Genomic DNA, 25678 nt, shown 5'->3' with positions numbered 1-25678 from the left:
GATGCGCGCGCTACCTGAGCGCGTCGATTTCGCGCGCTGCACGCTCCGACGCGACCACGATGAGCTTCATCGTCGCGCGTGTCGCGCCTACGAAGATTTTGCGCGCGGCCTGGTCGTCGAGCGCGTCGAAATCGACTTCGGTGAGCACCACGCACGGCGCGGATTGCCCCTTGAAGCGATATATCGATTCGAGCAGCACGTCACCCTCGCGATACTCCGGGTTGCCAAAGAGATCATAAGTGCCGGTGAACGCGCGCAGCCGATGCGGCCCGAGATGATCCACGGCCGTCAGCGCCGAGCCTTCGCGCCCGCGGAACGACAGCACCGCGATATCCTGCTTGCGAAAGCCGAGCGAGAGCGCGTGCGTGATGGCACGCTTGGTCGCTTCGATCACTTCCTCGGGATGGCCGTCCTCGTAGGTCGAAATGGTGACGTCGGAGCCGTCGAACGGACTGCCCGCATCGAGCCGCACTTCCGGCCCGACGATCTTGCGGATGAAACCGAGCAAGTCGCGCGGGCTGCGATAGTTCGTGGTTTCGCGCAGGATGGTCCAGCCGGGCAGCGGCACCGGCTCGCGCAGATACAGGTTCTGCATCGGGTCTTCGAGCCACCACCACGCGCCGTCCGGATTGAGCAGCCGTTCGAGCGATTCGACCCACGCCGCATGAAAATCCTGTCCCTCGTCGACGATCAGCACGTCCGTCTTCCACTGCTCCGGCACCGGCACGGCGGCGAAGCGCTCTTCGAGCGTCGTGAAGACGTTGGGCTGGCTGAAGTCGGGCGGACTGCCGGCATCGCGCGCGACGGCCGCGCTCAGTTGATGATAGTTCGCGATCTTCGCCTCTTTCGGCGCGATGGCGCGGATATGGTCCGCGAGCGGCCGGTTGAAGCACACGTAGAGCACGCTCTTGCCGGCGGCGAGCGCATCGCGCATCACGCGCACGGCGAGCTGCGTCTTGCCCGCGCCGGCCGTCGCGATCACGCGCAGGCGGAACGGCTCGAATTCCAGCCGCCGCGCCCATGTCGCGAGACCGCCCGACAGCCGCGTGACGAGCGTGTTCGCCGCGCCGACGAGCGCGTTGGTATCGGGCGTGAGCGAGAGTTCGTCAGCGAGGAAGTGATGGATGCGCGCGGCGGCTTCGAAACGCGGCTCGTCGGGCGGAAGAATCTCCAGCACGACGCGCGCGAGTTGCGCCTTGCGGCTCGCATCCACGATGCGCCCCGGCGGCACGCCCGCAATCGCCGCGTCCTTCACCGTGTAGTCGGGGCAATAGAGCAGTTCCTCGATCCGGTACGTCCCCGCGCCGAACGCCGCCGTGAACCGCCGGTGCAGGTTTTCGAGCGTGCGCGCAAGCTGAATGGCGACGTTGCGTTCCTTCTGCAAATAGACCTTGACGAGCCCCGCGCCGGTTTCGCGCAGGAAACCCGCCTTCATCTCGATCATCAGCACGCGGCCGGACGGCGCGACCACGACGAAATCCGCCTCGCCGAAGACGGAAAAGCCTTCGTTGATGCGCGTCCAGTGAACGCCGTGATAGACCGTGTAATCCTCGGGCAGCTTTTCGAGTTGCGCGAGCGTCTCCAGTTCGCGCGCGGCGGCGCCGGTCGCTTCGAGATTCTTCCAGTCGTCGGGAACGATTCGAGCCATGCGTTACCTTGTGTTGGTCAATGCGCGTGCGCTCATTGTACGCAAGGGTCAATCGGCATAGTCGTATCGGCCGCCACGTTCGAGCGCGCGCTGATACGCGGGCCGCGCGTGAATGCGCTCCAGAAAAGCGCGGATATGCGGCAGGTCGTTCGCGCCCGCGCGCTGGCTCGCGGCTTCGAGCGGGAAGCTCATCTGCACGTCGGCGGCGCTGAATGAATCGCCCGCGAACCACGGCGACTTCGCAAGCTCGCCGTCGATATAGCCGAAATGCAGCTTCAGTTGCGGATCGATGAAACTCGACTGCAGCGTTCCCGCGATGCGCTTGGCAATCGGCTTCGCGAAGAACGGCATCTTCGCGCCCGCAATCCGCGATGCGACGAGCTTGATCAGGAGCGGCGGCATCGCGGAGCCTTCGGCGTAGTGCATCCAGTAGTTGTAGCGCACGCGTTCCGGCGACGCGCCATGCGGCGGCGAGAAGCGTCCTTCGCCATAACGATCCACGAGATATTCGATGATCGCACCCGACTCCGCGACGGTCAGCGCGCCATCCGTTATGACCGGCGACTTGCCGAGCGGATGCACGGCGCGCAGTTCGCGCGGCGCGAGCATCGTGCGCGGATCGCGCTGATAACGCTTCAGTTCGTATTCGACGCCGAGTTCTTCGAGCATCCACAGCACGCGCTGCGACCGTGAATTGTTGAGGTGATGGACGATGAGCATGGCGTGCGGTCGCATTCGGTACGCATCTTGCAGGCTATGTCCTGCTTCAAGGACATTGCCATTAAGACAAGGAAAAGGAGAACCCGATGACGCTCATCATTTATCTCGTGGGATGGCTTATTTTCATCGGCGGCGTGTCGTGGGCGCTCGTCGCCATGCACGTCGCGCAACATACGGTCGCGATCGTCGCGGTCATTTTGCTCGGTATCGCGGTGATCACGGGCGCCACGCGGGCGCGCAATCGCGACCGTTCATAGCGTGCGGCGCGCCGCGTGCATCGCGGCGCGCGCCTTGAAGCTCGGCGTCAGGCGACGACGCGTGCGTTGAGCGCGTCCTGAATCAGCGTGACGAGCGCGTCGGGATGCGCGGGCTTCGTCATGAAATGCTGGAATCCTTCGCCGATACTTCGTAATCGATATGCGTCGCCGTCGTGCCCCGTCAGCGCAATGGCGACGGAAGGCGGCAGATTTCCGCGTATTTCGTGGTCGCGCAAACGTTGGATGAGATAGAAACCGTCCATTCCAGGAAGGTCGAGATCGCAGATCACTGCATCGGGAAGCACGCGGATCGCGGTTTCCACGCCGTCTTCGGCGTCGGCCACGGCGATGACCTCGGCTCCTTCATCTTCCAGCAACATCTGCAGTGACGCCCTGCTCTCGGGATCGTCTTCGATGAGTACGATCCGCGTATGCCCCAGTCTTGCTACTTCGTTCATGATTTTGTTTTCAACTGCCAAAAACGGAATTCTCGTGCGCGCGGTCTCCACGGCTCGCCGCTTCGTCCTTGTCTTCGCGTCGCGCAGGTGCGCTTCGGTTGACAGAAAAACGCAGCGGGAATTCCGAACGCACCGTATCTTTTTGCCGCGCGTGCGCCGGTGCGGAACGTCTCGCGGTGTCCGGGCGGCGCCAGCTCGACTGGCCGGTCGCCGTAATCCCAGCAATTTCCCCAACAGCAAATTCCGGACCGGCGAGCGGTCCTTTCGCCGGAATGCCCCGCCGTACGGGGCGGGCGATTCCGGCCATTTCTTCCCAGCTGCACCACCAATGCGCACGACCGTGTAATTCCGGCATGGTCCATCCCTTCTTGCACGTCAGACGTTTGCAAGGCTCGGCACGTCCGAACGCGCGGCGGGCGATTGCAACAGCGCCCGATATTCCGTCGGCGTGATGCCGACTGTCGCCTTGAACTGACGCGTGAACGCGCTGTGATCGGTGTAGCCGCACAGCGCCGCGACGTCCGTCACCTTGTCGTGCGTGACGAGCAGCGCCGTTGCCGCATCGAGGCGCGTCTTCAGCAGCACCTGTCGCGGCGTCAAATGAAAGACCTTGTGAAAATAGCGTTCGAGCTGCGCGATCGACATGTTGGCCATCTTGGCGAGATCGCGCATGTTGAGCGGCTGCACGTAATTTTCCTGAATATGCTGCACGACCGCCGCGAGCCGGCTATATGCCGGATGCGTTCCTTCGGCCGCCTGCAGGTCGCGCGAAATGCCCGCGAGCCCGACGATATTCCCTTGCGCACCGTGAAGCGGCTGCTTGCAGGTCATGCACCAGCCGGGCTCGCGTCCGGGATACAGATGCAGTTCCAGCTGATCGATGAGTTGCACGCCCTGCGCGATGATCGCCTGATCCTGCGCCGTGTAGATGCGCCCGAAGCGGCGCGGAAACACGTCCTCGGCGGTCTTGCCGATGAGCGCGGTCTTGTCGTCCTTGTGGCCGCAACGGCGCGCGAGCGTGCGGTTGACCATCGCGTAGCGCGCGTCGCGGTCCTTCACGAAGAAGACGATGTCCGGCATCGCATCGAAGACCGGCGCGAGCAGAGCGAAGTGCGAGAGCATGTCGCTCAGCGACGAAGGCGGCGGCGCATCGACGTGCACCGCATCGCGCGAAACGTGTCCGGCAGTAAGGCCCTGCGTGCTCATCGTGCGTTTCGCGGTTGGTCGTATGCGTGATTTTTGCGACGATTATAGGGGCGCTGAAATCGAGTCAATATTGGCGCTGTCCCCACTATTCTTTGGCCTTCGATGCTGAAACGCAGCCCGCGCTGCCGGATCTTTCACGCGAAAGCTGAGCTGAAAACGAAAATGCCGTCTTGCGACGGCATTTTTCATGGTGCTGCTCGGCCTCGACGCTTCACGCGGCGATACGCGCACGCTCCGGTTCCGCGTGGTCGTCGCCGGAATCCTCGTTGTCATCGTAGAGATGCAGGAGGCGGTAGCCGCTCTTGTACACCGGCTGCAGGCGGAAATGGTTCACCGGCTCGATTTCCAGCGCGAGGCGCAGACGCGACACATGACTGTCGATGGTGCGCGTGGTTTCGCGGAACTCGCGGCCCCAGACCATCGCGAAGATGTGATCGCGGGACAGCACACGACCGATGTTCGAAAAGAAAAGCTGCGCGAGGCGGAACTGCGTGCCGCTCAGCTGCACGGGACGGCCGCGCACCGTGACCGTCTGCTGGCGCGAATCGAAACGATACGGCCCGATTTCGAGGCACGCGCTCGACGTGGCCGGGAACGCGCGGCGCAGCAACGCTTCGATGCGCGCGCCGAATTCGCCTGGACGGATGGGATAGACCACGTAGTCGTCCGCGCCCGCCGTCAGCGCGCACACGACGTTGTGCTCCGCGCCGTCGGGCGTGGCGAACATGACGGGCACGCGTTCGCCGAAGCTCGAACGCACAGATTTGAGAAGATCGAGACCGCAGAGACCGGATGAATTCCAGTCGAGAATCAGCAGATCGACCGTCGAGCGCGAAAGCGCCTTGGAGAGCATGAGACCGTCGCCAAAGGTCACGACCGTGTGGCCGAGCCGTTTCACGACGTCGCTGATGAGGTTTCGATAACTTGTGTCGGTTTGCAAAACGGCGACGCGCATAGTGTCAAGCCTGATGAGTCTAAGGGACATGGGCCGAACGCCGCACTGATCCCGCGGCATTCCCCGGGCGTCTCGTTACAAAAAGAGACGCCGAATACAGGCACGCATTCTGGTCAGCCGGGCATCCCTTTCCCATCGGATTGATCCGAAATTGTCAACGCATGTCATCACTTGTCACGGCGTGCGTCTCGCGGGCGCCACCGCGCAATCGTCCGACTGCGAAAATTCGTGTAGTGGAGACTTACATCCTGTAACATGCCGCCTTTGGCTCACAATGGCCCAAACCCCGCTTTCGCCGTCTTTACCGGGACGCCGCGAGAGCATGCGCCGCGGCTGCCCGTCGTCACGCGCAGTGCGGTTGACGGGCGCCGGCTTCGAATCCGCGCCCGAGTCGTTCCCGTTTCGCGCTCACCCGGCGCGTCTGACATCCCGCAGGGCATCGCCTCGTTCCATGCGTCGCTGACGGCACGCGTGGCTTTTCTCATTACGGGTTCTCATTCGATGCAGGCAACACCTTTCGACGGCGCGTCGCACGCCGCCGGCCGCTCGCTCACGCGCGGCGATTACAAGACGCTCACGCTCGCCGCGCTCGGCGGCGCGCTCGAGTTCTACGACTTCATCATTTTCGTGTTCTTCGCGCCGGTCATCGGCCAGCTGTTTTTCCCGCCTTCGATTCCCGACTGGCTGCGGCAATTGCAGACCTTCGGCATCTTCGCCGCCGGTTATCTTGCGCGGCCGCTGGGCGGCATCATCATGGCGCACTTCGGCGACCTGCTCGGACGCAAGCGCATGTTCACGCTGTCCGTGCTGCTGATGTCGGTGCCGACGCTTCTCATGGGCGTGCTGCCCACGTATGCGTCCATCGGCATGATGGCGCCGGTGCTGTTGCTGCTGTTCCGCGTGATGCAGGGCGCGGCGGTCGGCGGCGAAGTGCCGGGCGCGTGGGTGTTCGTGTCGGAGCACGTGCCGAGCCGTCATATCGGCTATGCGTGCGGCACGCTGACGGCCGGCCTCACGGCGGGCATCCTGCTCGGCTCGCTGATCGCGACGGCCATCAACAAGAGCTTCGTCCCCGCCGATGTCGCCGCTTTCGCGTGGCGTCTGCCGTTCCTGCTCGGCGGCGTGTTCGGGCTGTGCTCCGTCTATCTGCGCCGCTGGCTGCATGAAACGCCGGTGTTCGCGGAACTGCAAAAGCGCAAGTCGCTCGCGGCGGAGATTCCGCTGAAGGCCGTGCTGCGCGATCATGGCCGCGCCGTGATCGTGTCGATGCTGCTGACGTGGATGCTGTCCGCTGCGATCGTCGTCGTGATCCTGATGACGCCGACGCTCCTGCAAAAGCAGTTCGGTATCGCACCGGCGACCGTGCTCGTCGCGAACTGCGCGGCGACGCTTTGCCTGACCGTCGGCTGCGTGCTGGCGGGCGCGATTGCGGGGCGCATCGGCGCGGGCAAGACCATTTTCATCGGCGGCATCATGCTGGCCGTGTCGTATTACGCGCTCTTCAGGCAGGTCGCGGTCGACGCCTCCGTGCTGCTGCCGTGGTATGCGTTCACGGGCTTCACGGTCGGCGTGATCGGCGCGATTCCGTTCGTGATGGTCAAGTCCTTCCCGCCCGCCGTGCGCTTCTCGGGCATCTCGTTCTCGTACAACGTCGCGTATGCGGTGTTCGGCGGACTCACGCCGATCGTCGTTTCGCTGATGATGAAGTCGAGCCCGATGGCGCCCGCGCTGTACGTCGGCGCGTTGTGTGTCGTGGGCGCGCTGACGACGCTCTTCATCAAGGAAGCGCCGGCTGCGCGATAAGCGTCGCGGCTCGACGATCGATGGCGCGCTCGCGGTTCGGAGCGCGCCATTTTTGTCTGCCATGCAGGCACCGGGAACGCCCGTTGCACGCGCCAAGGCCAAGCGCGTGAACGCGCGCCTTCGTCACTTTCCCGGAGATCACGCCATCATGTCGACCATGCCTCGCTCACCGGAAGAAAACATCGAGCCGGACCCGGACAAGCTGCTCGATCCCGACGCCCCGCCGAATACCGAAGATCCCGATATGCCCGACGGCCCCGATTCGGCCACGCCGATGGTCCCCGCCGATCCGCACAACGGCGAACCGCGCATGTAAGTCACGCGGCACGCGCAAAAAGCAATGCCCGCGCGGTGCGAAACCGCGCGGGCATTATTCAAACCATGACGTGTGTTACAGGCTCGTCGTCTGCACCGTGCCTGTTTCCAGCGCGCGTTCGATCAGCGCTTCCTGCTGCGCCTTGCGCACCGCGTCCGCGACGAACGTGTCGGGCGCTTCCACTTCCGCCTTGATCGCGCCGATGATGCCGTCGGCCTCGACGATCACGAGCGATTCCGCCGAATCCGCGCGGCTGATGATGACGCGTTGCGGCCCGCCGCCTTCCGCGATGCTGGCGCAGAACTGCATGCGTTCACCGCCGATCACCTGTTCGAATGTTTGAATCATGGCTGCTCTTCCGCGTTGGTTGGACAAGATATCGTCAGCGCGCGAGCGCGCAACGTTTCCATTATTGATCCGCGCGGCGTCCGCAGGTTCCTTTTTGTAAGCCTGACCTCAACGGCGCGCGGCGGCGAGTTCGCGTAGCGTGGCAGCGGTGGCATCGTCGGCCGGAAAGAAGGCTTCGATCGCCAGTTCCGACAACGTGATATCCACGGGCGTGCCGAACACGGTCGTCGTGCTGAAGAACGAAAGCACGCCATGTGCCGTGCGCAAACGCAGCGGCACGATGACCGCATCGGGTTCGCCGTGCAGCGCGTTCCCGGCATGCGGCGGCGCGGGATACGCCTCGAGTTCCTTCATCAGCGCGGCGAGCGTCGCATCGCCCGATACTTCGACCTGACGCCGCACGCGCGCGAGCAAATGCGCGCGCCATTCGTGCCAGTTGTCGATGACGCTCGCGAGTCCCAGCGGATGCATCGACAGCCGCAGCACGTTCACCGGCGGCGCGAGCAGCGACGCATCCGCCGACGCGACCAGCGGCCCGAGCGCGGCGTTCGCGGCGATCATCGTCCAATGCCGGTCGACGGCCAGCGCGGGATACGGCTCATGCCCCTTCAGCACGAGATCGACGGCGCGGCGCGCTGCATCGAGTTGCGGATCGGCGAGAGCGCGTTCGCGATACAGCGGCGCATAACCCGCGGCCACGAAGAGCGTGTTGCGCTCGCGCAGCGGGACATCGAGTTGTTCGGCGAGGCGGATGAGCATGTCGCGGCTCGGCATCGACCGTCCCGATTCGACGAAGCTCAAGTGCCGCGTCGATACGTCCGCGATGCCCGCGAGATCGAGCTGGCTCATGCGCCTGCGCTGACGCCATTCGCGCAGCAGCGTGCCGACGGTGGCGGGCGCGGGCCGCGTCGTGGGCTTAAAGAGTGTGTCCATGCGCCGATATTAGATGAAGCGCGCGCGTGTCATCCATTACCTCGAAGGTAATTCGCCACGTAACATTTACCGTGTCATACGGCCGTTCGAAATGTTTGCGCAAGCGCCCCTAAATCTTCACGTGTACCGCGCCGTTAAAAAGCCCAGCATCATTGCAGACAATGCTTTGCGAGCCGTGCGTGTTTCGTCGATCGAGCGCGCACGGCTCGCAGAGCCCAGACATTTGCGGAGAAATCATGTTTGTCGTTATTGGATGGGTTCTGGTCATCGGCTCGGTGATCGGGAGTTTCATCGGCGTCGGGGGCCACCTTGCCGCACTCGTTCAGCCGTTTGAATTGCTGTGTATTTTCGGCGCAGCGATCGGCGCATTCGTCGTATCGAATCCCACTGCCACGCTCAAGAAGACGCTTCAGGCGCTGCCCAAAGTGTTCAAGGGCGGCGGCTATACCAAAGAGAAATATCTCTCGCTGATCGCGCTGCTTTATGAGCTGCTGCAAAAGGCGCGCAAGGAAGGAATGATGGCGCTCGAAGCCGATGTCGATGCGCCCGAAGCCAGCCCGCTCTTCCAGAAGTACGAACACGTGATGGCCGATCATCACCTGCTCGACTTCATCGTCGATTATCTGCGCATGATGTCCGCAGGCAACGTGAATGCGCTGGAATTGCAGGACCTGATGGACGAAGAACTCGAAACGCATCACGCGGAAAGCTCCGTTGCCGCCAACGCGATTCAGAAGATGGCCGATGGCCTGCCCGCGTTCGGCATCGTCGCGGCGGTGATGGGCGTCGTGCATACGATGGGTTCCGTGGGCGCCGCGCCCGCCGTGCTCGGCGAGATGATCGCGGGCGCGCTCGTCGGCACGTTCCTCGGCATTCTGCTCGCGTATGGCTTCATCGGCCCGCTTGCGGACCTGCTCAACGCGAAGGGCGCGGCCGAAGCCAAGCCGTTCCAGTGCGTGAAGTCGGTGCTGCTCGCGTCGATGAACGGCTATGCGCCGACCATCGCCGTCGAGTTCGGCCGCAAGGTGCTGTTCACCGCCGATCGTCCGAGCTTCCAGGAACTCGACGACGCCGTGCGCGCCACCAAGATGCCGAAGTCGGCCTGACGAACGCGTTGATCGAAAGGAATAGCGCTCATGGCTGAAAGACCTTCACGCGACCCGTTGCAATCGGTGCTCGCGCCCACCGTCGTCGTGCGCCGCAAGAAGAAAGGCGGCAGCCACGGCGGGCATCATGGCGGTGCATGGAAGATCGCCTACGCCGACTTCGTCACCGCGATGATGGCGTTCTTCCTTCTGATGTGGCTGCTCGGCTCCACGTCGAAGTACGACAAGGAAGGCATCGAACAGTACTTCAACACGCCGCTCTCCGCGCTCTTCGGCAACGAAGGCGGCGCGTCGGCGCATACGAGCATCGTCGACGGCGGCGGCAAGGACTTGTCGAGCTCGCGTCCGGGCGAAGCCAACAAGAGCCAGCCGCAGCCCATTCCGCCTTCGGTGGCGCGCGCGTCCGTCGCGGCCGAAGACCTGCAGCGCTTGCAACAACTGAAGCAGAAGCTGACCGCGCTCATCGAAAACACGCCTGCGTTGCGTGCGTTCAAGGACCAGATCCGCATCGCGATCACGAGCGAAGGCTTGCGCATCGAGATCGTCGATTCGCTGAAGCGGCCGATGTTCGCATCGGGCAGCTCGAAGCTCGAAAGCTATGTGACGACGATCCTCGCGAACATCGGCGCATCGCTCAACGACGTGGACAATCGCGTGTCGATTGCGGGCCATACGGACGCCGTGCCCTACTCGGGCAGTCAGGCCGGTTATTCGAACTGGGAACTGTCGAGTGAGCGCGCGAACGCGGCGCGCCGCGCGCTGGTCACGGGCGGCATGAAGGAAAGCAAGGTGCTGCAGGTGCGCGGTCTCGCCGACGTGCTGCCGCTGAACAAGAACGTCATCGACGAGCCGACGAATCGCCGCATCAGCATTCTCGTGCTGAACAAGGCCGCCGAACTCGCGTTCTTCCGCGATGGCGGACGCACCACGGCGGATCAGGCCTTGCCCGCCGATACCGCGATTCCCGCTGCCGTCGCGGCGAAATCGAACCTTGCGGTAGGCGTGGTCAAGTAAGCAGCGCTTAAGCGAACCACTCCATCGCGGTCTGCACGACGAGCCACACGTTCGCCGCGCTGATCACGATGAACAGCAGCCACGCGAGCGCCTTCGTATGCGAGGCGTTCGCGAACCTGCCCATCAAATCGCGATCGCTCGTCATGCGAATCAGCGGATAAAGCGCGAGCGGCAGCTGCAAACTCAGCACGACCTGACTCGCGACCAGCAGCTTCCCCACCGCGCCGTTCCCCATCAGATACACGCCGATCACAGCCGGCACGAGCGCGAGCGCGCGCGTGATCAGTCGGCGCTGATAGCACGGAATTTTCAGGCGCAAGAAGCCTTCCATGATGACCTGCCCCGCAATGGTGCCGGTGAAGGTCGAGCTTTGCCCCGAAGCGAAGAGCGTCACCGCGAAGAGAATCGCGGCGAGTCCGGTGCCGACGATCGGCGCGAGCAGCTTGTACGCATCCTCGATTTCGGTGACTTGCGTATGCCCCGTCGCATGAAACGCGGAGGCCGCGAGAATGAGGATGGCCGCGTTGATCAAAAGCGCGAGCAGAAGCGACACGATGGTATCGAGCCGCGACAGCTTGATCGCGGACGCAAGGCTTTTTTCATCGCGATTGACGACGCGCGTCTGCACGATCGACGAATGCAGATACAGGTTATGCGGCATGACGGTGGCGCCGAGAATGCCGATGGCGAGATAGAGCGGCTCGCGATTCGACAGCATGTCGATGGACGGCACGAGCCCCGCCGCCACCGCGGGCCAATGCGGCTTCACCAGCGCCAGTTCCACGACATATCCCACGCCGATGGTCGCGATGAGCCCGAGCATGATCGCTTCGAGATCGCGGAAATTCTTGCCCTTCAGCCCGAGCACGATAAGCGTGTCGAACGCGGTGAAGACCACGCCCCACATGAGCGAACAACCGAACAGCAAGTGAAACGCGAGCGCGCCGCCGAGCACTTCGGCGAGATCGCACGCGATGATCGAAAGCTCCGCGAGCATCCATTGCGCATGCGCGACGGGCTTCGAATAACGTTCGCGCGAAAGCTGCGCGAGATCGCGGCCCGTGACGATGCCCAAGCGCATCGACAGGCATTGCAGCACCATTGCCGCGAGACTCGACAAAAGAACGACGAACAGCAAGCCATAGCCGTATCGCGAGCCGGCTTCGATATCCGTCGCCCAGTTGCCGGGGTCCATGTAGCCGATGGAGATGAGCAGGCCCGGCCCCGCGAATTGCAGCAGCTTCTTCCAGAGCGGCGCGCCCGGCGCGACGATGACGGAGCCTTTGACTTCGGACGGGCAGAACGGCGCGGTCGCCGTGGTCGGCAATTTGAACGGCAATTGATGAATTCCGGTGTCGATATAAGCGCGGCGCAAGGCCCGATGAGCAGGCGAGTCTATCACCGGCTGCGCGGTCTTTCAGACACGTGCCCGGCGATTCATCTGACCGACGCGCCATCTGGATGCCAGCATCTCGTCACCGTCCGACAAATAGAATTTGCACGTGATCCTGGCGCGCATGCCGCGATCGCCCATCACTTGCAATGAGGAGTCCGCCATGAAGCTAGTCACACGCATTGCCATCGCCGCATTCATCGCTTCGCCCCTCGCCGCCGTCGCTCAGGAAGGACTCACGCGCGCGCAGGTCAAGGAAGAGTTGAAACAAGTCGAACAGGCCGGCTACAACCCGTCCGAGCGCGACGCGTTCTATCCCAACAACATCCAGGCCGCGGAAGAAAAGATCCAGTCTGGAAGCGCGTATGGCGCATCGCCGGATGGCACGTCGGCGTCCGGCCGCACGATGTCCACCACGCCTCCGGGACAGACGCCGCAATAACGTAGACGCAGCTTTGCATGCGAACCTCATGGCGCGTGCCTAGAATGAAGAAGGCCGCGCGCGGATGCCGTGGCCGCGCACCGCAGTCGCGTTCCTTCATCACCTGGTATGAGGAGTCCGCCATGAAGCCAGTCATACGCATTGCCACCGCCATTCTTGCGCTGTCGCCCATCGTCGCGGCAGCGCAAACCAGCGGTCTCACGCGTCAGCAAGTCGTCGATGATCTCGTTCGCGCCGAACGCGCCGGCTACTATCCCGGCGTGGACGACCAGCGCTATCCCGGCAGTTTCCTCGATATCAAGGACGGCATCTATACCGGCGCGAGCGTCTATCGTCCGGCCCGGCCTCTCAACGTCCCCGCCAATACGGACGATTCATCCGCGAACTGAACCGCCGTCGCATCGGGCGATCGCGTCGATGCGACCGCTCATGTCTCTTTTTTCTTTCAAACGCCCTTAGATGACGAAAGCGCCATTTTCACGTCATATTGTCGTTGGGGCCCGGCCACTACCATAGCGTCACCGAACACGATTGCCGCATCGCGTTCATCGATCATCGCGCGCCGCTTACACATCGCCGCGCCCTTCCCTCGCATTTTCCGAACGACTCAATGTGGATCGTCAACGTTGCGCTCAAGCGGCCCTACACGTTCATCGTGATGGCCATCATGATCCTGCTCGCCACGCCCTTCGTCCTGTTGACGACGCCAGTGGACGTCCTGCCCGAAATCGATATTCCCGTCGTCAGCATCATCTGGAATTACACGGGCCTGTCGGCCGAGGACATCGCCAATCGCATCACGTCCGTCAACGAGCGCAGTCTCACGACGACGGTCAATAACATCGAGCATATCGAGTCACAGTCGCTGCCCGGCATCGCGATCATCAAGCTGTTTCTGCAACCCACCGCGAACATACAGACGGCGATTGCGCAGACGGTAGCCGTCGAACAGGCGCAGTTGCGCCAGATGCCGCCGGGCGCGACGCCGCCGCTCGTCATCAGTTATTCGGCCTCCAGCATTCCGGTGATTCAGCTCGGGCTTTCGAGTCCGAAGCAGTCGGAGCAGGACCTGAACGATACGGCGCTCAACTTCCTGCGCCCGCAGCTCGTGACCATTCCGGGCGCAGCGGTGCCTTATCCGTACGGCGGCAAGACGCGGCTCATTTCCGTCGATCTCGACACGCGCGCGCTGCTCGCCAAGGGTCTCACGCCTACCGATGTCGTCAGCGCGGTGAATGCGCAGAACCTCATTCTTCCGACCGGGACCGCAAAGATCGGCCCGAAGGAATACACGATCAACATGAACGGGTCGCCGACGACCGTCGCGGGCCTCAACGACATTCCGGTGCGCACGGTGAACGGCGCGACCACGTATCTACGCGAAGTGGCGCACGTACGCGACGGCTTCTCGCCGCAGACGAACATCGTGCGGCAGGACGGAAGGCGCGGCGTGCTCATCTCCGTGTTGAAGAACGGCAATGCGTCGACGCTCTCCATCGTCAATACGTTGCAGGACCTCTTGCCGCAAGCACGCGCTTCGTTGCCACAAGACCTGAAGATCACGGCGCTCTTCGATCAATCCGTGTTCGTCAAGGCCGCCGTCCAGGGCGTGGTTCGCGAAGCGCTGATTGCAGCGGCCCTCACCGCTGCGATGATCCTGCTCTTTCTCGGCAACTGGCGCAGCACGTGCATCATCGCGATCTCGATACCGCTTTCGATTCTCTCCTCGCTGCTCGCGCTGCATGCGCTCGGACAGACCATCAACATCATGACGCTCGGCGGTCTCGCGCTCGCGGTCGGCATTCTGGTGGACGATGCGACCGTGACCATCGAGAACATCGAACGTCATCTTCATTTGGGCACCGATCTTCACGACGCCATTCTCGAAGGCGCAGGCGAAATCGCGGTGCCGGCGCTCGTTTCGACGCTGTGCATTTGCATCGTGTTCGTGCCGATGTTCTTTCTCACCGGCGTCGCGCGCTATCTGTTCGTGCCGCTCGCGGAGGCCGTCGTCTTCGCGATGATCGCGTCGTACATCCTGTCGCGCACGCTCGTGCCGACGCTCGCCATGCTTCTGATGGGCCACGCGCACGCACCCGATGCGAACAAAAAGCCCAATCTCTTCGCGCGGCTGTACCGGCGTTTCGATCACGGCTTCGAGCGCATGCGTGGCGCGTATATCGTGATTCTGAGCAGCCTGCTCGTGCGGCGGCGGCTCTTCGCCACGCTGTTTCTGGGCTTCTGCGTGATGTCGGCGGGACTCGTCTTCCTGCTCGGCGAGGACTTCTTTCCGACTGTCGATGCGGGCGATATCCGCATGCACATGCGTGCGCCAACGGGTACGCGCATCGAGGAAACGGCGCGTCTCGCGGATGAAGTCGAGAAGGTCGTGCGTCAGGTCGTGCCCCAAGACGAACTCGCGACCATCCTCGACAACCTCGGTCTGCCTTATAGCGGCATCAATCTTTCGTATAGCAATGCGGGCACCATCGGCACCCTCGATGGCGAGATACAGGTCGCGCTCAAGCCCGATCATGCGCCGACGCAAAACTACATCGATACGTTGCGCAACCTGCTGCCGCGCCGCTTTCCCGGCGTCGAATTCTTCTTTCAGCCCGCCGATATCGTCACGCAGATTTTGAACTTCGGGCTGCCCGCGGCCATCGACGTGCAGATACAAGGGCAAAACCAGCAAGCGAACTTTCAGGTCGCGAGCAAGCTGATGAAGCAGATACGCATGATTCCCGGCAACGTGGATACGCACATCCAGCAGAAGCTAGACGAGCCGACGCTGAACCTGCAAATGGACCGCACGCGGCTTCAGCAACTCAATTTGTCCGCGAGCAATGTCGCGCAGAACGTGCTGATTTCATTGTCCGGCAGCTCGCAGACATCGCCGGGCTTCTGGTTCAATCCGCGCAATGGCGTCGAATACAACCTCGCCGTGCAGACGCCGCAGTATCAGGTTTCGTCGATCGATGAACTGATGCGCACGCCCGTATCCGCGTCGACGAGCGGGCCCACGCAACTGCTCGGCAATCTCGTGCGCCTTGCGCCGCAGAGCGAATTCGCCGTGGTCACGCACTACAACATCCGCCCGGTCATCGATCTCTTCGTGAGCGTCGAAGGCCGGGATCTCGGCAGCGTCGCGCGGCAGGTGAATCATCTCGTCGATGAAGCGCGCCGCACGTTGCCGCGTGGAAGCCAGATCGCCGTGCGCGGACAAGTGGAAACCATGCGCACGTCGTTCTTCGGCTTGGGCGTGGGTGTCGCGATGGCGATCGTGCTCGTGTACCTGCTGATCGTCGTGAACTTCCAGTCGTGGATCGATCCGCTCATCATCGTGAGCGCGCTGCCTGCCGCGCTCGCGGGCATCGTATGGATGCTGTTCCTGACGGGCACGCATCTCTCCGTGCCCGCGCTAACCGGCGCGATCATGACGATGGGCGTCGCCACGGCGAACAGCATTCTGATGGTCTCGTTCGCGCGCCAGCGTCTCACGGCCGGCGCGCCGCCGCTCACCGCCGCGCTCGAAGCAGGCGCGAGCCGTATTCGTCCCGTGTTGATGACCGCGTTCGCGATGATCATCGGCATGATCCCGATGGCGCTCGGCCTCGGCGAAGGCGCGGAGCAGAACGCGCCGCTCGGACGCGCGGTCATCGGCGGACTGTTGTTCGCAACCGTATCGACGCTCTTCTTCGTGCCGCTCGTGTTCGCGGGCATTCATTCGCGCCTCGCACGCAAGGCGCGGCGCAACGAAGATGCGCAGCACAACGATCCAAGCTAAACCGTCTCACGTCCGAAGCCGAACATGACAGAAAAGAATCACGCCTCGCTGGCCATTCCCGCGCGCGATCCCAACGAAGGTCACGCGCTTCCGCCGCGCAACGTCGAATGGAAACGCGCGAAGATCGCGATCGTCATCGTGCTCGCGCTGCTCGCCATCGGCGCGGCGCGCACGGTCGTGACCGATATCGTGCATGGCCGCTCCGTCGCGACGCGCACGCAGCAGAACGCGCAACAGTACGTGAACGTGGTCGTGCCATCGCAGACCGACGGCGCCGGTGAAACCACGCTGCCCGGCACGTTGCGCGGCTTCGTCGAATCGCCGATTTATGCACGCGCCACGGGCTATCTGCTGCACTGGTATGTCGATATCGGCGCACGCGTGAAGCAAGGCCAGTTGCTCGCCGATCTCGATACGCCCGAGATCGATCAGGAACTCGCGCAAGCCGTCGCGCAACGCGATCAGACCGCATCGAGTCTCGTGCTTGCAAAGAGTTCGCTGCAACGCTGGCAGCAGTTGCGTCAGCGCGATGCCGTCTCGCAGCAGGAACTCGATGAACGGCAAAGCACGTACAACCAGGACGTGGCGAATCTCGCCGCCGCCGATGCCAACGTGAAGCGTCTGCGTCAGCTCGAATCGTTCAAGCGCATCGTTGCGCCTTTCGCGGGCGTGGTCACGCAACGCAATGTCGATGTCGGCGATCTGATCGATGCGGGCAGCGGTGCAAGCCGCGCGCTCTTCGCGCTTGCGCAGTCGGACCCGTTGCGCGTCTATGTGCAACTGCCGCAGGCGTATGCGCAGAACGTATCGGTCGGACAGCAGGTCGTCGTCACGCAAGCCGAGCTTTCGGGCCAGCAATTCCACGGCAAGATCACGCATATCTCCGGCGCGATCGATGTTCCCACGCGCTCGTTGCAGATCGAAGTCACGCTGCCCAATCCCGACGGACGCCTGCGGCCCGGCGCGTATGTGCAGGTCGCGGTGCCGTCCACGGCGCATGCGCGTTTGCTCGTGCCGGGCAACGCGTTGCTGTTCCGTTCCGAAGGGCCGCGTCTTGCCGTCGTCGATGCAAACGGGCACGTGCATCTGCGCAAGATCGTGATTGCCCAAGACCTCGGGCAATCGCTCGAAATCGAAAGCGGCATCGAGCAAAGCGACAAGATCATCATCAACCCGAGCGATTCCATCGCGGACGGCGATCACGTCGTGATCGCACCGGAAAAGAAGGCGGCGTCATGAAAGCGGCTGCCTTGATCGTCTTGTCGTCGATGCTCGCGGCCTGCACCGTCGGTCCCGATTACAAGCGGCCCATTGCCGACACGCCGCCCACATGGAAGACGGATTCGTACTGGCGCGTGGGCGAGCCTTCGCATGCGCCGCTTGCACTCGACTGGTGGCGCAGCTTCAATGACGACACGCTCGATGCGCTCGAAACGCAAGCGCTCGCGCAGAACCAGACGCTTGCGGCCGCGAGCGCGCATTACGAACAGGCACGCGCGACGCTCGCGCAGACTTCATCGCTCGCGGTGCCTGAAGTCGATCTCGGCGCGCAGGCATCGCGCTCGCGCATATCGAAGAATCGGCCGGCGAATAGCTATACGACGCCGAACATGTCCACCGTGCAGAACGACTTGAAGCTCGCGCCGACCATCGATTACGACATCGATCTCTTCGGGCGCATACGTCGCGAAGTGGAAAGCGCGCAGGCATCGGCCGATCAGTCGCGCGACGATCTCGCCAACGCGCGCCTCGTGCTGACCACGGATCTTGCAAGCGATTACTTCTCGATGCGCGAACTCGATGCGGAGATCGACGTATTGAATCGCTCGGTGGACCTTCAAAAGAAAGCGCTCGACTATGTGACGACGCAGCATGATCTCGGCGCGGTATCGGGCCTCGACGTGCTGCAACAGCAATCCCAACTCGATTCCACGCGCGTGCAGGCGCAATTGCTCGCCAATCAGCGCGCGCAATTCGAGCATGCAATCGCGGCGCTCGTCGGCACGCCCGCGCCGCAGTTCTCGCTTGCGCCCGTGCCCGACGACCACCCTATCCCTTCGATCCCGCTGGGCTTGCCAAGCGATGTACTGCAACGCAGACCCGATGTCGCATCCGCCGAGCGCGCGATGGCCGCGGCGAACGCACAGATCGGCGTCGCGAAGGCCGCGTTCTTTCCGAGCCTCACGCTCAACGGCACGATCGGCTGGGAGAGCACGGCCCTGGCGAGCCTCGTCTCCGCGCCGAGTCTCTTATGGACGATCGGCACGATGGCAAGCCAGGTCGTCTTCGATGGCGGCCGGCGTTCTGCAGCGGTCGCGTTCGCAAGCGAGGGCTACCGCGCGACGGAAGCGAACTATCGTCAGACCGTGCTCAACGCATTCGAGCAAGTGCAGGACGGTATCGTCGGATTGTCGGTGCTCGATGGCGCAGCGAAGCAGTCGCATGCCGCTGTCGTCGATGCGCAGCGTCTTCTCTCGCTTGCGAACGACCGTTATTCGGGCGGTCTCGTCGCGTATCTGGATGTCATCACCGCGCAGCAACAACTGCTCACGAGCGAGCGGCAGGACGTGCAGATACGCGGGCAGCAGCATACGGTGTCGGTTGCGCTCGTGAAGGCGCTCGGCGGAGGATGGAACGCCGATGATGCGGCGAGCACGGCAGGCTCGTATAGTGTCGGAAGCAATGTTGAAAGCACAAATTAAACACGCACAGGTGCAGGCATGAAAGTCCTGATAGTGGAAGACGAACACAAGGTGGTGGACTATCTGCGCTCGGGGCTGACCGAGCAAGGCTGGGTCGTCGATATCGCGATGGACGGCGAAGAAGGCACGCATCTCGCGATCGAATACGACTACGACGTGATCGTGCTCGACGTGATGCTGCCGCGCCGCGACGGCTTCGCGGTGCTCAAGGCGCTGCGTCTGCAAAAATCGACGCCGGTCATCATGCTCACGGCGCGCGATCACATCAACGACCGCGTGCGCGGACTGCGCGAAGGCGCGGACGACTATCTCACGAAGCCCTTCTCTTTCCTCGAACTCGTCGAACGATTGCACGCTCTTGCGCGCAGAACGCGCGCGCAGGAATCGACGCTCATTTCCGTCGGCGATTTATACGTGGATCTGATCGGGCGACGCGCCACGCGCGATGGCGTGAGACTCGATCTCACCGCGAAAGAGTTTCAGCTATTGAGCGTGCTCGCGCGCCGTCATGGCGACATTCTCTCGAAGACGGCAATTACCGAGCTCGTCTGGGAAGTCGATTTCGAAAGCCATACGAACGTGGTCGAAACCGCGATCAAACGCCTTCGCGCGAAGCTCGACGGCCCGTTCCGCACGAAGCTGCTGCACACCGTGCGCGGCATGGGCTATGTGCTCGAAGTGCGCGAGCCGCGTGACATGCGCGAAACGAGAGAAGACGCGAGGCCATCATGAACGTGCCGTGGGCGGCATTGCGCGAAGGTCCGCGCTCGCAATCATCGCAAGGCTCGCAACGTTCGCAGCGATCCATCGCGCGACGGCTCGCGGTCATGTTCGCGCTCGTCGCGTTGTTCGTGTTTTCGCTCGTCGGCTCGGGGCTTTTTCTCGTGCTGCGCGTGCAGCTCGAACAGCACTTGCGCGATTCGCTCGATAACCGTGCGGAGATTGCGCGGCTCATCGTTTCGCATGCGTCCAATCCGGACAAGTGGAAGATGGCGAAGGAGAAGCTCGCGGACATCACGCCGCGCGACGGCTCCACACTCTTCGCGGTCACGAGCAACGATGGCCGCTTCAGCTATGGATTGCCGCCCGCCGGCCACGTCGTGAAGAAGGTGCTCGGCGGCTATGTGCGCTTCAGGCCCGAAGGCCGCGCCTATGACATGCTGATGACCACGCTCACCATTCCGCCTTACGCGGACCGCCCGCCGTTGCAGTTGTTCGTCGCGGTCGATTGCTCGCCGAACGTCCGCACGATGCGCGTGTTCGGCGTGGCGCTCGCGGCGTTGCTTGCGCTTGCCACGGTGACGGTGCTGCTGCTGAGTTATTCGGTGGCGCGCCTCGGGCTTGCGCCGCTCACACGGCTCACGCGCGATGCGCAGAACGTGCGGCCCAACAATCGATCGCAACGGCTCGATACCCGCTCGCTGCCCTTCGAACTCGAAGACCTCGCGAAGTCATTCAACGGCGCGCTGGAGCGGCTCGATCATGCCTATGGCCGCCTCGAATCGTTCAACGCCGATGTCGCGCATGAACTGCGCACGCCGGTCACCATTCTCATCGGTCAAACCGAAGTGGCGTTGACGCGCGACCGTTCCATCGACGAATTGCGTCATACGTTGCAGTCCAATCTCGAAGAATTCGAGCGCGTGCGCGCGATCATCAACGACATGCTGTTCCTCGCGCGCGCCGATCAGGGCGAACGCGCGACGGGGCTCGTCGAAGTGTCGTTGGCGGCGGAAGTGCATCGCACGCTGGAGTTCCTGGAAATTCCGCTGGAAGATGCGCAGGTGCGCGCCGTATCGAATGGCGATGCACGCGCGTTCGTCAACACGTCGCTATTCGGCCGCGCGCTGTCGAATCTCGTGATGAACGCGATCCAGCATTGCACGCCGGGCGCGACGATACATGTGTCGATCACGCGTGAACACGGACGCGTTCGCGTTGCCGTCGCCAATCCGGGCGAGCCGATTGCGCCGCACATCATGGAGCATCTGTTCGATCGCTTCTATCGCGCGGAAAGCTCGCGCACGAATAGCCGCGAGAATCATGGGCTGGGGCTCGCCATCGTGAAGGCGGTGGCGGAGATGCATCGCGGCACGGTAGCCGCGACGAGCGCGAACGGCATCAACACGTTCTCGTTTTCCATTGCACGCTTCGGCAACGAACATCGACCGGTCGATGCCGTGCCTGTTGCGAGCGTGCCGCACAAGCGCGAAGCAAGCGCATGATTCAACGCAACGTCATACGGTGCTCAACCGCGCCATCTCCGTTTCGACGATCAGCTTCTTCAGCTCCGGCACGCACGAACCGCAGTTGCCGCCCGCCTTCACGCACGCGGTGACTTCAGCCGCTGTTTTCAGGCTCTTTTCGCGAATCGCGTTGCAGATCGTAGTGCGGCCCACGCCGAAGCACGAACACACGGTCGGCCCGGTGTCCTCGCTCTTGCCGACGGGTTGACCGAGCAACAGGCTCACGCGGTCTTCTTCATCGAGCCGATCCTTCGAGAACAAACTTGCAAGCCACGCACGCGCCGGCAAGTCCGGGCGCTCGGAGATGAACACGCAATGCTCGATGCGATCGTTCACCACATGCGCCGCGCGATACACACCCGCGCTCTTGTCCTCGTATTCGATCCAGTCCGCGTGCGGATCGTCGATCTTGAAGAGCGCGCGCGCCCATTCACGATGATCGCCATGCGACGCATCGAATCGATTGCGCCCCGCGAGTTCATAGCGCACGAAACGCGCACCATGCACGCGGGTCCAGTGCGTGACGGCATCGAGCGCGGGAACGTCGCGCGAAAGCGAAAAGCCGTGCCATGTCACATGAAACTTCTCGATAGCGACGGGCGTGTGCTTGAACTCCGGCTCGCCGGATATTGGATCGACAACGGGATTCACCACGGCACCCACGCGCGCATCCGACGCCACTTGATCGTTCCAGTGGATCGGCACGAAGACACTGCCGCGCGGCATGCCGCCGCCATGCTGCACGCGCGCGATCATCGAACCCCATCGGCTCGTGATGCGCGCAAGCTCGCCCTCGCGAACGCCGCATGCAAGCGCGTCTTGCGGATGCATGTCGATGAACGATTCGCTGATATGTCCCGCAAGCTTCTCTGAACGGCCCGTGCGTGTCATGGTGTGCCATTGATCGCGCACACGGCCCGTGTTGAGCACGAGCGGATAGTCGGCATCGGGTGCGTTGACCGGCGCGCGCGGCAGAGTCGCGACGAAGCGCGCGCGGCCATCGGCATGGCTGAAGCGGCGCGTTTCGAAAAGGCGAGCGTCGCCTGATTCGCCCTTCGAACGCACCGGCCATTGCACCGGCTCCAGCGCATCGTATTGCTCGCGACTCAGTCCGCTCAAACCGCCGATATCAAACGTGCGATGCACGCCATCGGCTGCATCGTTGCGATACGCAGAGAGCCGCGCGTGTTCGTCGAGGATCTGATGCGGGCCTTCGAAATCGAAGCCATCGAAGCCCATGCGACGCGCCACATCGCAGATGATTCGCCAGTCTGCGCGCGCATGTCCCGGCGCATGCAGAAACGCGCGCTGCCGCGATATGCGTCGCTCCGAGTTCGTCACCGTGCCGTCCTTTTCGCCCCAGCCGAGCGCGGGCAAAAGCACATGCACACATGCATTCGTATCCGTCTTCTCGATGATGTCCGAACTCACCACGAGTTCGCACTGATCGAGCGCACGCTTCACGCGATCTCCATCGGGCAGGCTCACGACCGGATTCGTGCCCATGATCCATACAGCTTTCACGCGGCCCGCCTCGATTGCATCGAAGAGGTCGACGGCCTTCAACCCGGCGCGCTGCGCAATGCGCGGCGAGTCCCAGAACGTCTGCACCATCGCGCGATGCGCTTCGCTCTCCAGTTCCAGATGCGCGGCGAGCGTGTTCGCGAGGCCGCCGACTTCACGCCCGCCCATTGCATTCGGCTGGCCGGTGAACGAGAACGGCCCCATGCCCGGCTTGCCGATACGTCCCGTCGCAAGATGACAGTTGATGATGCTGTTCACCTTGTCCGTGCCCGCGCTCGACTGATTGACGCCCTGCGAATACACCGTCACCACGCGCTCGGTGCGCGCGAATAGCCGATAGAACGTCGTCAGGTCATGCGCATCGAGCTTGCAGTCCTTCGCGATCTGCGCGATATCGGCAGGCGTGGCCGATGCAAGCGCGGCATCGTAACCGTTCGTGTGGGCATCGATGAAAGCGGCATCCGTTGCGCCATGCTCGGCGAGGAACGCGAGCAGTCCGTTGAAGAGCCGCACGTCGCTGCCGGGCTTCAGCGGCAAATGCAGATCGGCCATTTCGCATGTGGCGGTATAGCGCGGATCGATCACGACGATCTTCACCTCGGGCCGCGTCTCCTTCATCTTCACGATGCGTTGAAACAGGATCGGATGACACCACGCCGTGTTCGACCCGACGAGCACGATCAGATCCGCGAGTTCGAGGTCTTCATAGTTCATCGGCACAAGGTCTTCGCCGAACGCGCGCTTGTGCCCCGCCACCGACGACGACATGCACAGCCGCGAGTTCGTATCGATGTTCGCGCTGCCGATATAACCCTTCATCAGCTTGTTCGCGACGTAGTAGTCTTCGGTGAGCAATTGCCCCGACACATACAGCGCGACCGCATCCGGACCATGTTCGTCGATGATGCGCGCAAAGCCGCTCGCGACGCTGCCGATCGCGTCGTTCCAAGAGACATCGGTGAGTGCGCCCGTGGTCTTGTCGCGTATCTTCGGACTGAGCAGGCGCCCTTCCAGCCCGACGGTTTCGCCAAGCGCCGAGCCCTTCACGCAGAGCCGCCCGAAGTTCGACGGATGCCGTTCGTCACCCGCGATGGCGACATCGATGGCGCTGCGAGGCGTCGCCTTCACGCCGCAGCCCACGCCGCAATAAGGGCACGTCGTGCGGACCGTGGCCGGCTCGCTCCGGATAATAGGGATGCTCGCTTTCATATCCATGCCGTCTATGCGCCCGCTTCGCAAAGCGTCTTGCCGAACAACAAACGCCCGCGCAGATGCGATACATCCGTGCGGCTCTGAATGAGATCGAAGTACCACGCGCCGTCTTTGACGTCGCCATAAAGCACCGCGCCGATCACGCGTCCCGCTTGCAGCACGACACGCTTATAAACGCCGCGACGCGGATCGCGCAGCACGAGGTCTTCGCTATCGTCGCCGCCGACGAAATCGCCCGCGGAATAGAGGTCCACGCCGGTGACCTTGAGCTTCGTTGCCGTCGCGCGCTGCACATAACGCCGATGCCCAGCGCCCGCGAGATGCGCGCCCGCCACGCGCGCCTGATCCCAGATCGGCGCAACGAGACCGAACGTGGCCGAACGATGCTGCACGCATTCGCCCACTGCATACACGCGCGGATCGAAAGTCTGGAGCGTGTCGTCGACGACGATCGCGCGCTCGCAATAAAGCCCCGCCGCCTTCGCAAGCGCGATGTTCGGGCGCACGCCCGCCGTCATCACGACGAGGTCCGCGTCGATCTGCGTGCCATCGGCGAAGCGCACCGCGCGAACGCGATCGTCGCCGACGATCTCCGTGGTCTGCGCGGCCATCGCGAAACGCAGGCCCTTTGCTTCGAGCGACCGCTTGAGCAACGCCGATGCGCTCGCATCGAGCTGGCGATCCATCAGGCTGTCGCTCGCGTGCACCACCGTCACCGACATGCCCTGCCGTTGCAGGCCGTTCGCCGCTTCGAGGCCGAGCAATCCGCCGCCGATGATCACCGCATGACGATGATCTCGCGCGGCATTCAGCATCGATTCGACATCCTGAATATCCCTGAAGGCGATCACACCGGGCAGATTCGATCCAGGCACCGGAATGACGAACGGATTCGAGCCGGTCGCAATCAGCAGCCGGTCATAACGCGCCTCGACGCCCTTCTCCGATCGCACGATACGCCGCGCGCGATCGATCTCGACGACCGCATCGCCCGCATGCAGCGTGATGCCGTTCGCGGCATACCATTCGCGCGTATTGATGATGATGTCGTCCATGCTCTTCTCGCCTGCGAGCACCGGCGAGAGCAGGATGCGGTTGTAGTTGCCATGCGGCTCCGCGCCGAACACGGTGATCTCGTACAGCTCGGGCGCGATCTTCAGCAACTCTTCGACGGTGCGCATGCCCGCCATGCCGTTGCCGATGACCACGAGCCGCTGACGCGCCACCACGCCCGCCGCAGCCGCAACCGCGTATTCGGTCTTCATGCCGCGATCCAAACCTTGCCGCCCGCGACGCGCGTGCGATACGCGTTCACCGAACGCTCGGGCGCTTCGAGGCATTCGCCCGTGCGCAGATCGAAGTGCTGCTTGTAGATGGGCGACGCCACGACGATGCGCTCGCCCAGACTGCCGACGATGCCGCGCGAGAGCACCGCCGCTTGCGAGTGCGGATCGAAGTTGTCGATGGCATACACGGACGACGATTCGCCCGCGACGTGAAACACGGCCACTTGCGCGCCGTTGACGAGCGCGCAGACGCCCGTGTCGGGCACGATTTCGTCGAGTGCGCAAATGGGCGTCCAGTCCTTTTCGATGCGGTCGTTCATGG

23 protein-coding genes and 1 pseudogene are annotated in these 25678 nt (G+C 63.1%); 12 read left to right on the top strand and 12 right to left on the bottom strand.

Going from position 1 to position 25678, the window contains the following annotated elements; all coding sequences use genetic code 11:
- Window positions 1–10: 10 nt before the first annotated feature.
- Both AWB72_RS10635 and AWB72_RS10630 read right to left on the bottom strand, forming a co-directional pair.
- Window positions 11–1648, bottom strand: coding sequence for an ATP-binding domain-containing protein (locus AWB72_RS10635; protein WP_040052157.1), 1638 nt, complete (start codon window positions 1646–1648; stop codon window positions 11–13).
- A gap of 48 nt (window positions 1649–1696) precedes the next feature.
- A complete protein-coding gene (locus tag AWB72_RS10630; RefSeq protein WP_040052156.1) occupies window positions 1697–2368 on the bottom strand; it encodes a glutathione S-transferase in 672 nt (223 codons plus the stop codon).
- A gap of 86 nt (window positions 2369–2454) precedes the next feature.
- On the opposite strand from AWB72_RS10630, the gene AWB72_RS29140 reads away from it, so the two are divergent.
- Window positions 2455–2625 (top strand): hypothetical protein, encoded by a 171-nt coding sequence (locus AWB72_RS29140; RefSeq protein ID WP_167550952.1) that lies wholly within the window; start codon window positions 2455–2457, stop codon window positions 2623–2625.
- A gap of 47 nt (window positions 2626–2672) precedes the next feature.
- Here the strand turns inward: AWB72_RS29140 and AWB72_RS10625 are convergent, their stop codons facing one another.
- From AWB72_RS10625 to AWB72_RS10615, 4 genes are all read right to left on the bottom strand, one after another.
- Window positions 2673–3083 carry a response regulator gene (locus tag AWB72_RS10625; protein ID WP_040052155.1) on the bottom strand — a complete coding sequence of 137 codons (411 nt, stop codon included), beginning with the start codon at window positions 3081–3083 and terminating at the stop codon, window positions 2673–2675.
- 10 nt (window positions 3084–3093) lie between these two features.
- Window positions 3094–3438 (bottom strand): hypothetical protein, encoded by a 345-nt coding sequence (locus tag AWB72_RS28485; protein ID WP_143754609.1) that lies wholly within the window; start codon window positions 3436–3438, stop codon window positions 3094–3096.
- A gap of 20 nt (window positions 3439–3458) precedes the next feature.
- Complete coding sequence (locus tag AWB72_RS10620) at window positions 3459–4205, bottom strand: AraC family transcriptional regulator (RefSeq protein WP_052450056.1); 747 nt, start codon at window positions 4203–4205, stop codon at window positions 3459–3461.
- 295 nt (window positions 4206–4500) lie between these two features.
- Window positions 4501–5244 carry a response regulator transcription factor gene (locus AWB72_RS10615; protein ID WP_040052154.1) on the bottom strand — a complete coding sequence of 248 codons (744 nt, stop codon included), beginning with the start codon at window positions 5242–5244 and terminating at the stop codon, window positions 4501–4503.
- 501 nt (window positions 5245–5745) lie between these two features.
- On the opposite strand from AWB72_RS10615, the gene AWB72_RS10610 reads away from it, so the two are divergent.
- Window positions 5746–7047, top strand: coding sequence for an MFS transporter (locus AWB72_RS10610; protein ID WP_040052153.1), 1302 nt, complete (start codon window positions 5746–5748; stop codon window positions 7045–7047).
- 148 nt (window positions 7048–7195) lie between these two features.
- Window positions 7196–7363 (top strand): hypothetical protein, encoded by a 168-nt coding sequence (locus AWB72_RS28860; RefSeq protein WP_159459355.1) that lies wholly within the window; start codon window positions 7196–7198, stop codon window positions 7361–7363.
- 75 nt (window positions 7364–7438) lie between these two features.
- On the opposite strand, the gene AWB72_RS10600 is transcribed toward AWB72_RS28860, so the two are convergent.
- Complete coding sequence (locus AWB72_RS10600; RefSeq protein WP_040052151.1) at window positions 7439–7711, bottom strand: hypothetical protein; 273 nt, start codon at window positions 7709–7711, stop codon at window positions 7439–7441.
- 108 nt (window positions 7712–7819) lie between these two features.
- Window positions 7820–8652, bottom strand: a pseudogene (locus AWB72_RS10595) (helix-turn-helix domain-containing protein).
- A 228-nt stretch (window positions 8653–8880) separates the two neighbouring features.
- Here AWB72_RS10595 and motA point away from each other — a divergent pair.
- Together motA and motB are read left to right on the top strand one after the other, a co-directional pair.
- Window positions 8881–9750 (top strand): flagellar motor stator protein MotA, encoded by an 870-nt coding sequence (motA, locus tag AWB72_RS10590; protein ID WP_040052344.1) that lies wholly within the window; start codon window positions 8881–8883, stop codon window positions 9748–9750.
- Between the two features lie 30 nt (window positions 9751–9780).
- Entirely contained in the window at window positions 9781–10764 is a 984-nt protein-coding gene (gene motB / locus AWB72_RS10585) for a flagellar motor protein MotB (protein ID WP_040052149.1), read from the top strand.
- A 7-nt stretch (window positions 10765–10771) separates the two neighbouring features.
- Here motB and AWB72_RS10580 read toward each other — a convergent pair whose 3' ends face one another.
- Window positions 10772–12103 (bottom strand): Nramp family divalent metal transporter, encoded by a 1332-nt coding sequence (locus AWB72_RS10580; RefSeq protein ID WP_040052343.1) that lies wholly within the window; start codon window positions 12101–12103, stop codon window positions 10772–10774.
- A gap of 217 nt (window positions 12104–12320) precedes the next feature.
- On the opposite strand from AWB72_RS10580, the gene AWB72_RS10575 reads away from it, so the two are divergent.
- The 7 genes from AWB72_RS10575 to AWB72_RS10545 all read left to right on the top strand — a co-directional run bounded on the left by AWB72_RS10575 (window position 12321) and on the right by AWB72_RS10545 (window position 21313).
- Window positions 12321–12599 carry a DUF4148 domain-containing protein gene (locus tag AWB72_RS10575; protein ID WP_040052148.1) on the top strand — a complete coding sequence of 93 codons (279 nt, stop codon included), beginning with the start codon at window positions 12321–12323 and terminating at the stop codon, window positions 12597–12599.
- 122 nt (window positions 12600–12721) lie between these two features.
- A complete protein-coding gene (locus AWB72_RS10570; RefSeq protein WP_143754608.1) occupies window positions 12722–12988 on the top strand; it encodes a DUF4148 domain-containing protein in 267 nt (88 codons plus the stop codon).
- Window positions 12989–13209: 221 nt separating this feature from the next.
- Window positions 13210–16386 carry an efflux RND transporter permease subunit gene (locus AWB72_RS10565; protein ID WP_040052342.1) on the top strand — a complete coding sequence of 1059 codons (3177 nt, stop codon included), beginning with the start codon at window positions 13210–13212 and terminating at the stop codon, window positions 16384–16386.
- 24 nt (window positions 16387–16410) lie between these two features.
- Window positions 16411–17625: an efflux RND transporter periplasmic adaptor subunit gene (locus AWB72_RS10560; protein ID WP_040052146.1), complete on the top strand. Its 1215-nt coding sequence runs from the start codon at window positions 16411–16413 to the stop codon at window positions 17623–17625.
- Window positions 17622–19088, top strand: a complete 1467-nt coding sequence (locus AWB72_RS10555; RefSeq protein WP_052450038.1) for an efflux transporter outer membrane subunit — start codon at window positions 17622–17624, stop codon at window positions 19086–19088. Before AWB72_RS10560 ends, AWB72_RS10555 begins: the two co-directional genes overlap by 4 nt.
- Before the next feature lie 18 nt (window positions 19089–19106).
- Window positions 19107–19820 (top strand): heavy metal response regulator transcription factor, encoded by a 714-nt coding sequence (locus AWB72_RS10550; protein ID WP_040052145.1) that lies wholly within the window; start codon window positions 19107–19109, stop codon window positions 19818–19820.
- Between the two features lie 95 nt (window positions 19821–19915).
- Window positions 19916–21313, top strand: a complete 1398-nt coding sequence (locus AWB72_RS10545; RefSeq protein WP_052450055.1) for a heavy metal sensor histidine kinase — start codon at window positions 19916–19918, stop codon at window positions 21311–21313.
- A gap of 12 nt (window positions 21314–21325) precedes the next feature.
- Here the strand turns inward: AWB72_RS10545 and AWB72_RS10540 are convergent, their stop codons facing one another.
- Genes AWB72_RS10540 through nirD form a run of 3 tightly spaced genes read right to left on the bottom strand, consistent with a single transcriptional unit; the run spans window position 21326 to window position 25676 of the window.
- Window positions 21326–24067, bottom strand: coding sequence for a molybdopterin-dependent oxidoreductase (locus AWB72_RS10540; RefSeq protein WP_374728891.1), 2742 nt, complete (start codon window positions 24065–24067; stop codon window positions 21326–21328).
- An 11-nt stretch (window positions 24068–24078) separates the two neighbouring features.
- On the bottom strand, window positions 24079–25335 hold the full coding sequence (locus tag AWB72_RS10535; RefSeq protein ID WP_084593055.1) for an NAD(P)/FAD-dependent oxidoreductase: 1257 nt from the start codon (window positions 25333–25335) through the stop codon (window positions 24079–24081).
- Window positions 25332–25676, bottom strand: coding sequence for a nitrite reductase small subunit NirD (gene nirD / locus AWB72_RS10530; RefSeq protein WP_040052142.1), 345 nt, complete (start codon window positions 25674–25676; stop codon window positions 25332–25334). Before nirD ends, AWB72_RS10535 begins: the two co-directional genes overlap by 4 nt.
- Window positions 25677–25678: the final 2 nt, after the last annotated feature.

Source organism: Caballeronia concitans (assembly GCF_001544615.1).
Taxonomy (GTDB): domain Bacteria; phylum Pseudomonadota; class Gammaproteobacteria; order Burkholderiales; family Burkholderiaceae; genus Caballeronia; species Caballeronia concitans.
This window is presented reverse-complemented; position numbering and strand designations above follow the sequence as displayed.

What these genes read in the sequence shown, in the direction of transcription:
- AWB72_RS10635 (WP_040052157.1), bottom strand. Translation starts at nt 1,648, where the DNA reads ATGGCTCGAATCGTTCCCGACGACTGGAAGAATCTCGAAGCGACCGGC.
- AWB72_RS10630 (WP_040052156.1), bottom strand. Translation starts at nt 2,368, where the DNA reads ATGCTCATCGTCCATCACCTCAACAATTCACGGTCGCAGCGCGTGCTG.
- AWB72_RS29140 (WP_167550952.1), top strand. Translation starts at nt 2,455, where the DNA reads ATGACGCTCATCATTTATCTCGTGGGATGGCTTATTTTCATCGGCGGC.
- AWB72_RS10625 (WP_040052155.1), bottom strand. Translation starts at nt 3,083, where the DNA reads ATGAACGAAGTAGCAAGACTGGGGCATACGCGGATCGTACTCATCGAA.
- AWB72_RS28485 (WP_143754609.1), bottom strand. Translation starts at nt 3,438, where the DNA reads ATGCCGGAATTACACGGTCGTGCGCATTGGTGGTGCAGCTGGGAAGAA.
- AWB72_RS10620 (WP_052450056.1), bottom strand. Translation starts at nt 4,205, where the DNA reads ATGCTCTCGCACTTCGCTCTGCTCGCGCCGGTCTTCGATGCGATGCCG.
- AWB72_RS10615 (WP_040052154.1), bottom strand. Translation starts at nt 5,244, where the DNA reads ATGCGCGTCGCCGTTTTGCAAACCGACACAAGTTATCGAAACCTCATC.
- AWB72_RS10610 (WP_040052153.1), top strand. Translation starts at nt 5,746, where the DNA reads ATGCAGGCAACACCTTTCGACGGCGCGTCGCACGCCGCCGGCCGCTCG.
- AWB72_RS28860 (WP_159459355.1), top strand. Translation starts at nt 7,196, where the DNA reads ATGTCGACCATGCCTCGCTCACCGGAAGAAAACATCGAGCCGGACCCG.
- AWB72_RS10600 (WP_040052151.1), bottom strand. Translation starts at nt 7,711, where the DNA reads ATGATTCAAACATTCGAACAGGTGATCGGCGGTGAACGCATGCAGTTC.
- motA (WP_040052344.1), top strand. Translation starts at nt 8,881, where the DNA reads ATGTTTGTCGTTATTGGATGGGTTCTGGTCATCGGCTCGGTGATCGGG.
- motB (WP_040052149.1), top strand. Translation starts at nt 9,781, where the DNA reads ATGGCTGAAAGACCTTCACGCGACCCGTTGCAATCGGTGCTCGCGCCC.
- AWB72_RS10575 (WP_040052148.1), top strand. Translation starts at nt 12,321, where the DNA reads ATGAAGCTAGTCACACGCATTGCCATCGCCGCATTCATCGCTTCGCCC.
- AWB72_RS10570 (WP_143754608.1), top strand. Translation starts at nt 12,722, where the DNA reads ATGAAGCCAGTCATACGCATTGCCACCGCCATTCTTGCGCTGTCGCCC.
- AWB72_RS10565 (WP_040052342.1), top strand. Translation starts at nt 13,210, where the DNA reads ATGTGGATCGTCAACGTTGCGCTCAAGCGGCCCTACACGTTCATCGTG.
- AWB72_RS10560 (WP_040052146.1), top strand. Translation starts at nt 16,411, where the DNA reads ATGACAGAAAAGAATCACGCCTCGCTGGCCATTCCCGCGCGCGATCCC.
- AWB72_RS10555 (WP_052450038.1), top strand. Translation starts at nt 17,622, where the DNA reads ATGAAAGCGGCTGCCTTGATCGTCTTGTCGTCGATGCTCGCGGCCTGC.
- AWB72_RS10550 (WP_040052145.1), top strand. Translation starts at nt 19,107, where the DNA reads ATGAAAGTCCTGATAGTGGAAGACGAACACAAGGTGGTGGACTATCTG.
- AWB72_RS10545 (WP_052450055.1), top strand. Translation starts at nt 19,916, where the DNA reads ATGTTCGCGCTCGTCGCGTTGTTCGTGTTTTCGCTCGTCGGCTCGGGG.
- AWB72_RS10540 (WP_374728891.1), bottom strand. Translation starts at nt 24,067, where the DNA reads ATGAAAGCGAGCATCCCTATTATCCGGAGCGAGCCGGCCACGGTCCGC.
- AWB72_RS10535 (WP_084593055.1), bottom strand. Translation starts at nt 25,335, where the DNA reads ATGAAGACCGAATACGCGGTTGCGGCTGCGGCGGGCGTGGTGGCGCGT.
- nirD (WP_040052142.1), bottom strand. Translation starts at nt 25,676, where the DNA reads ATGAACGACCGCATCGAAAAGGACTGGACGCCCATTTGCGCACTCGAC.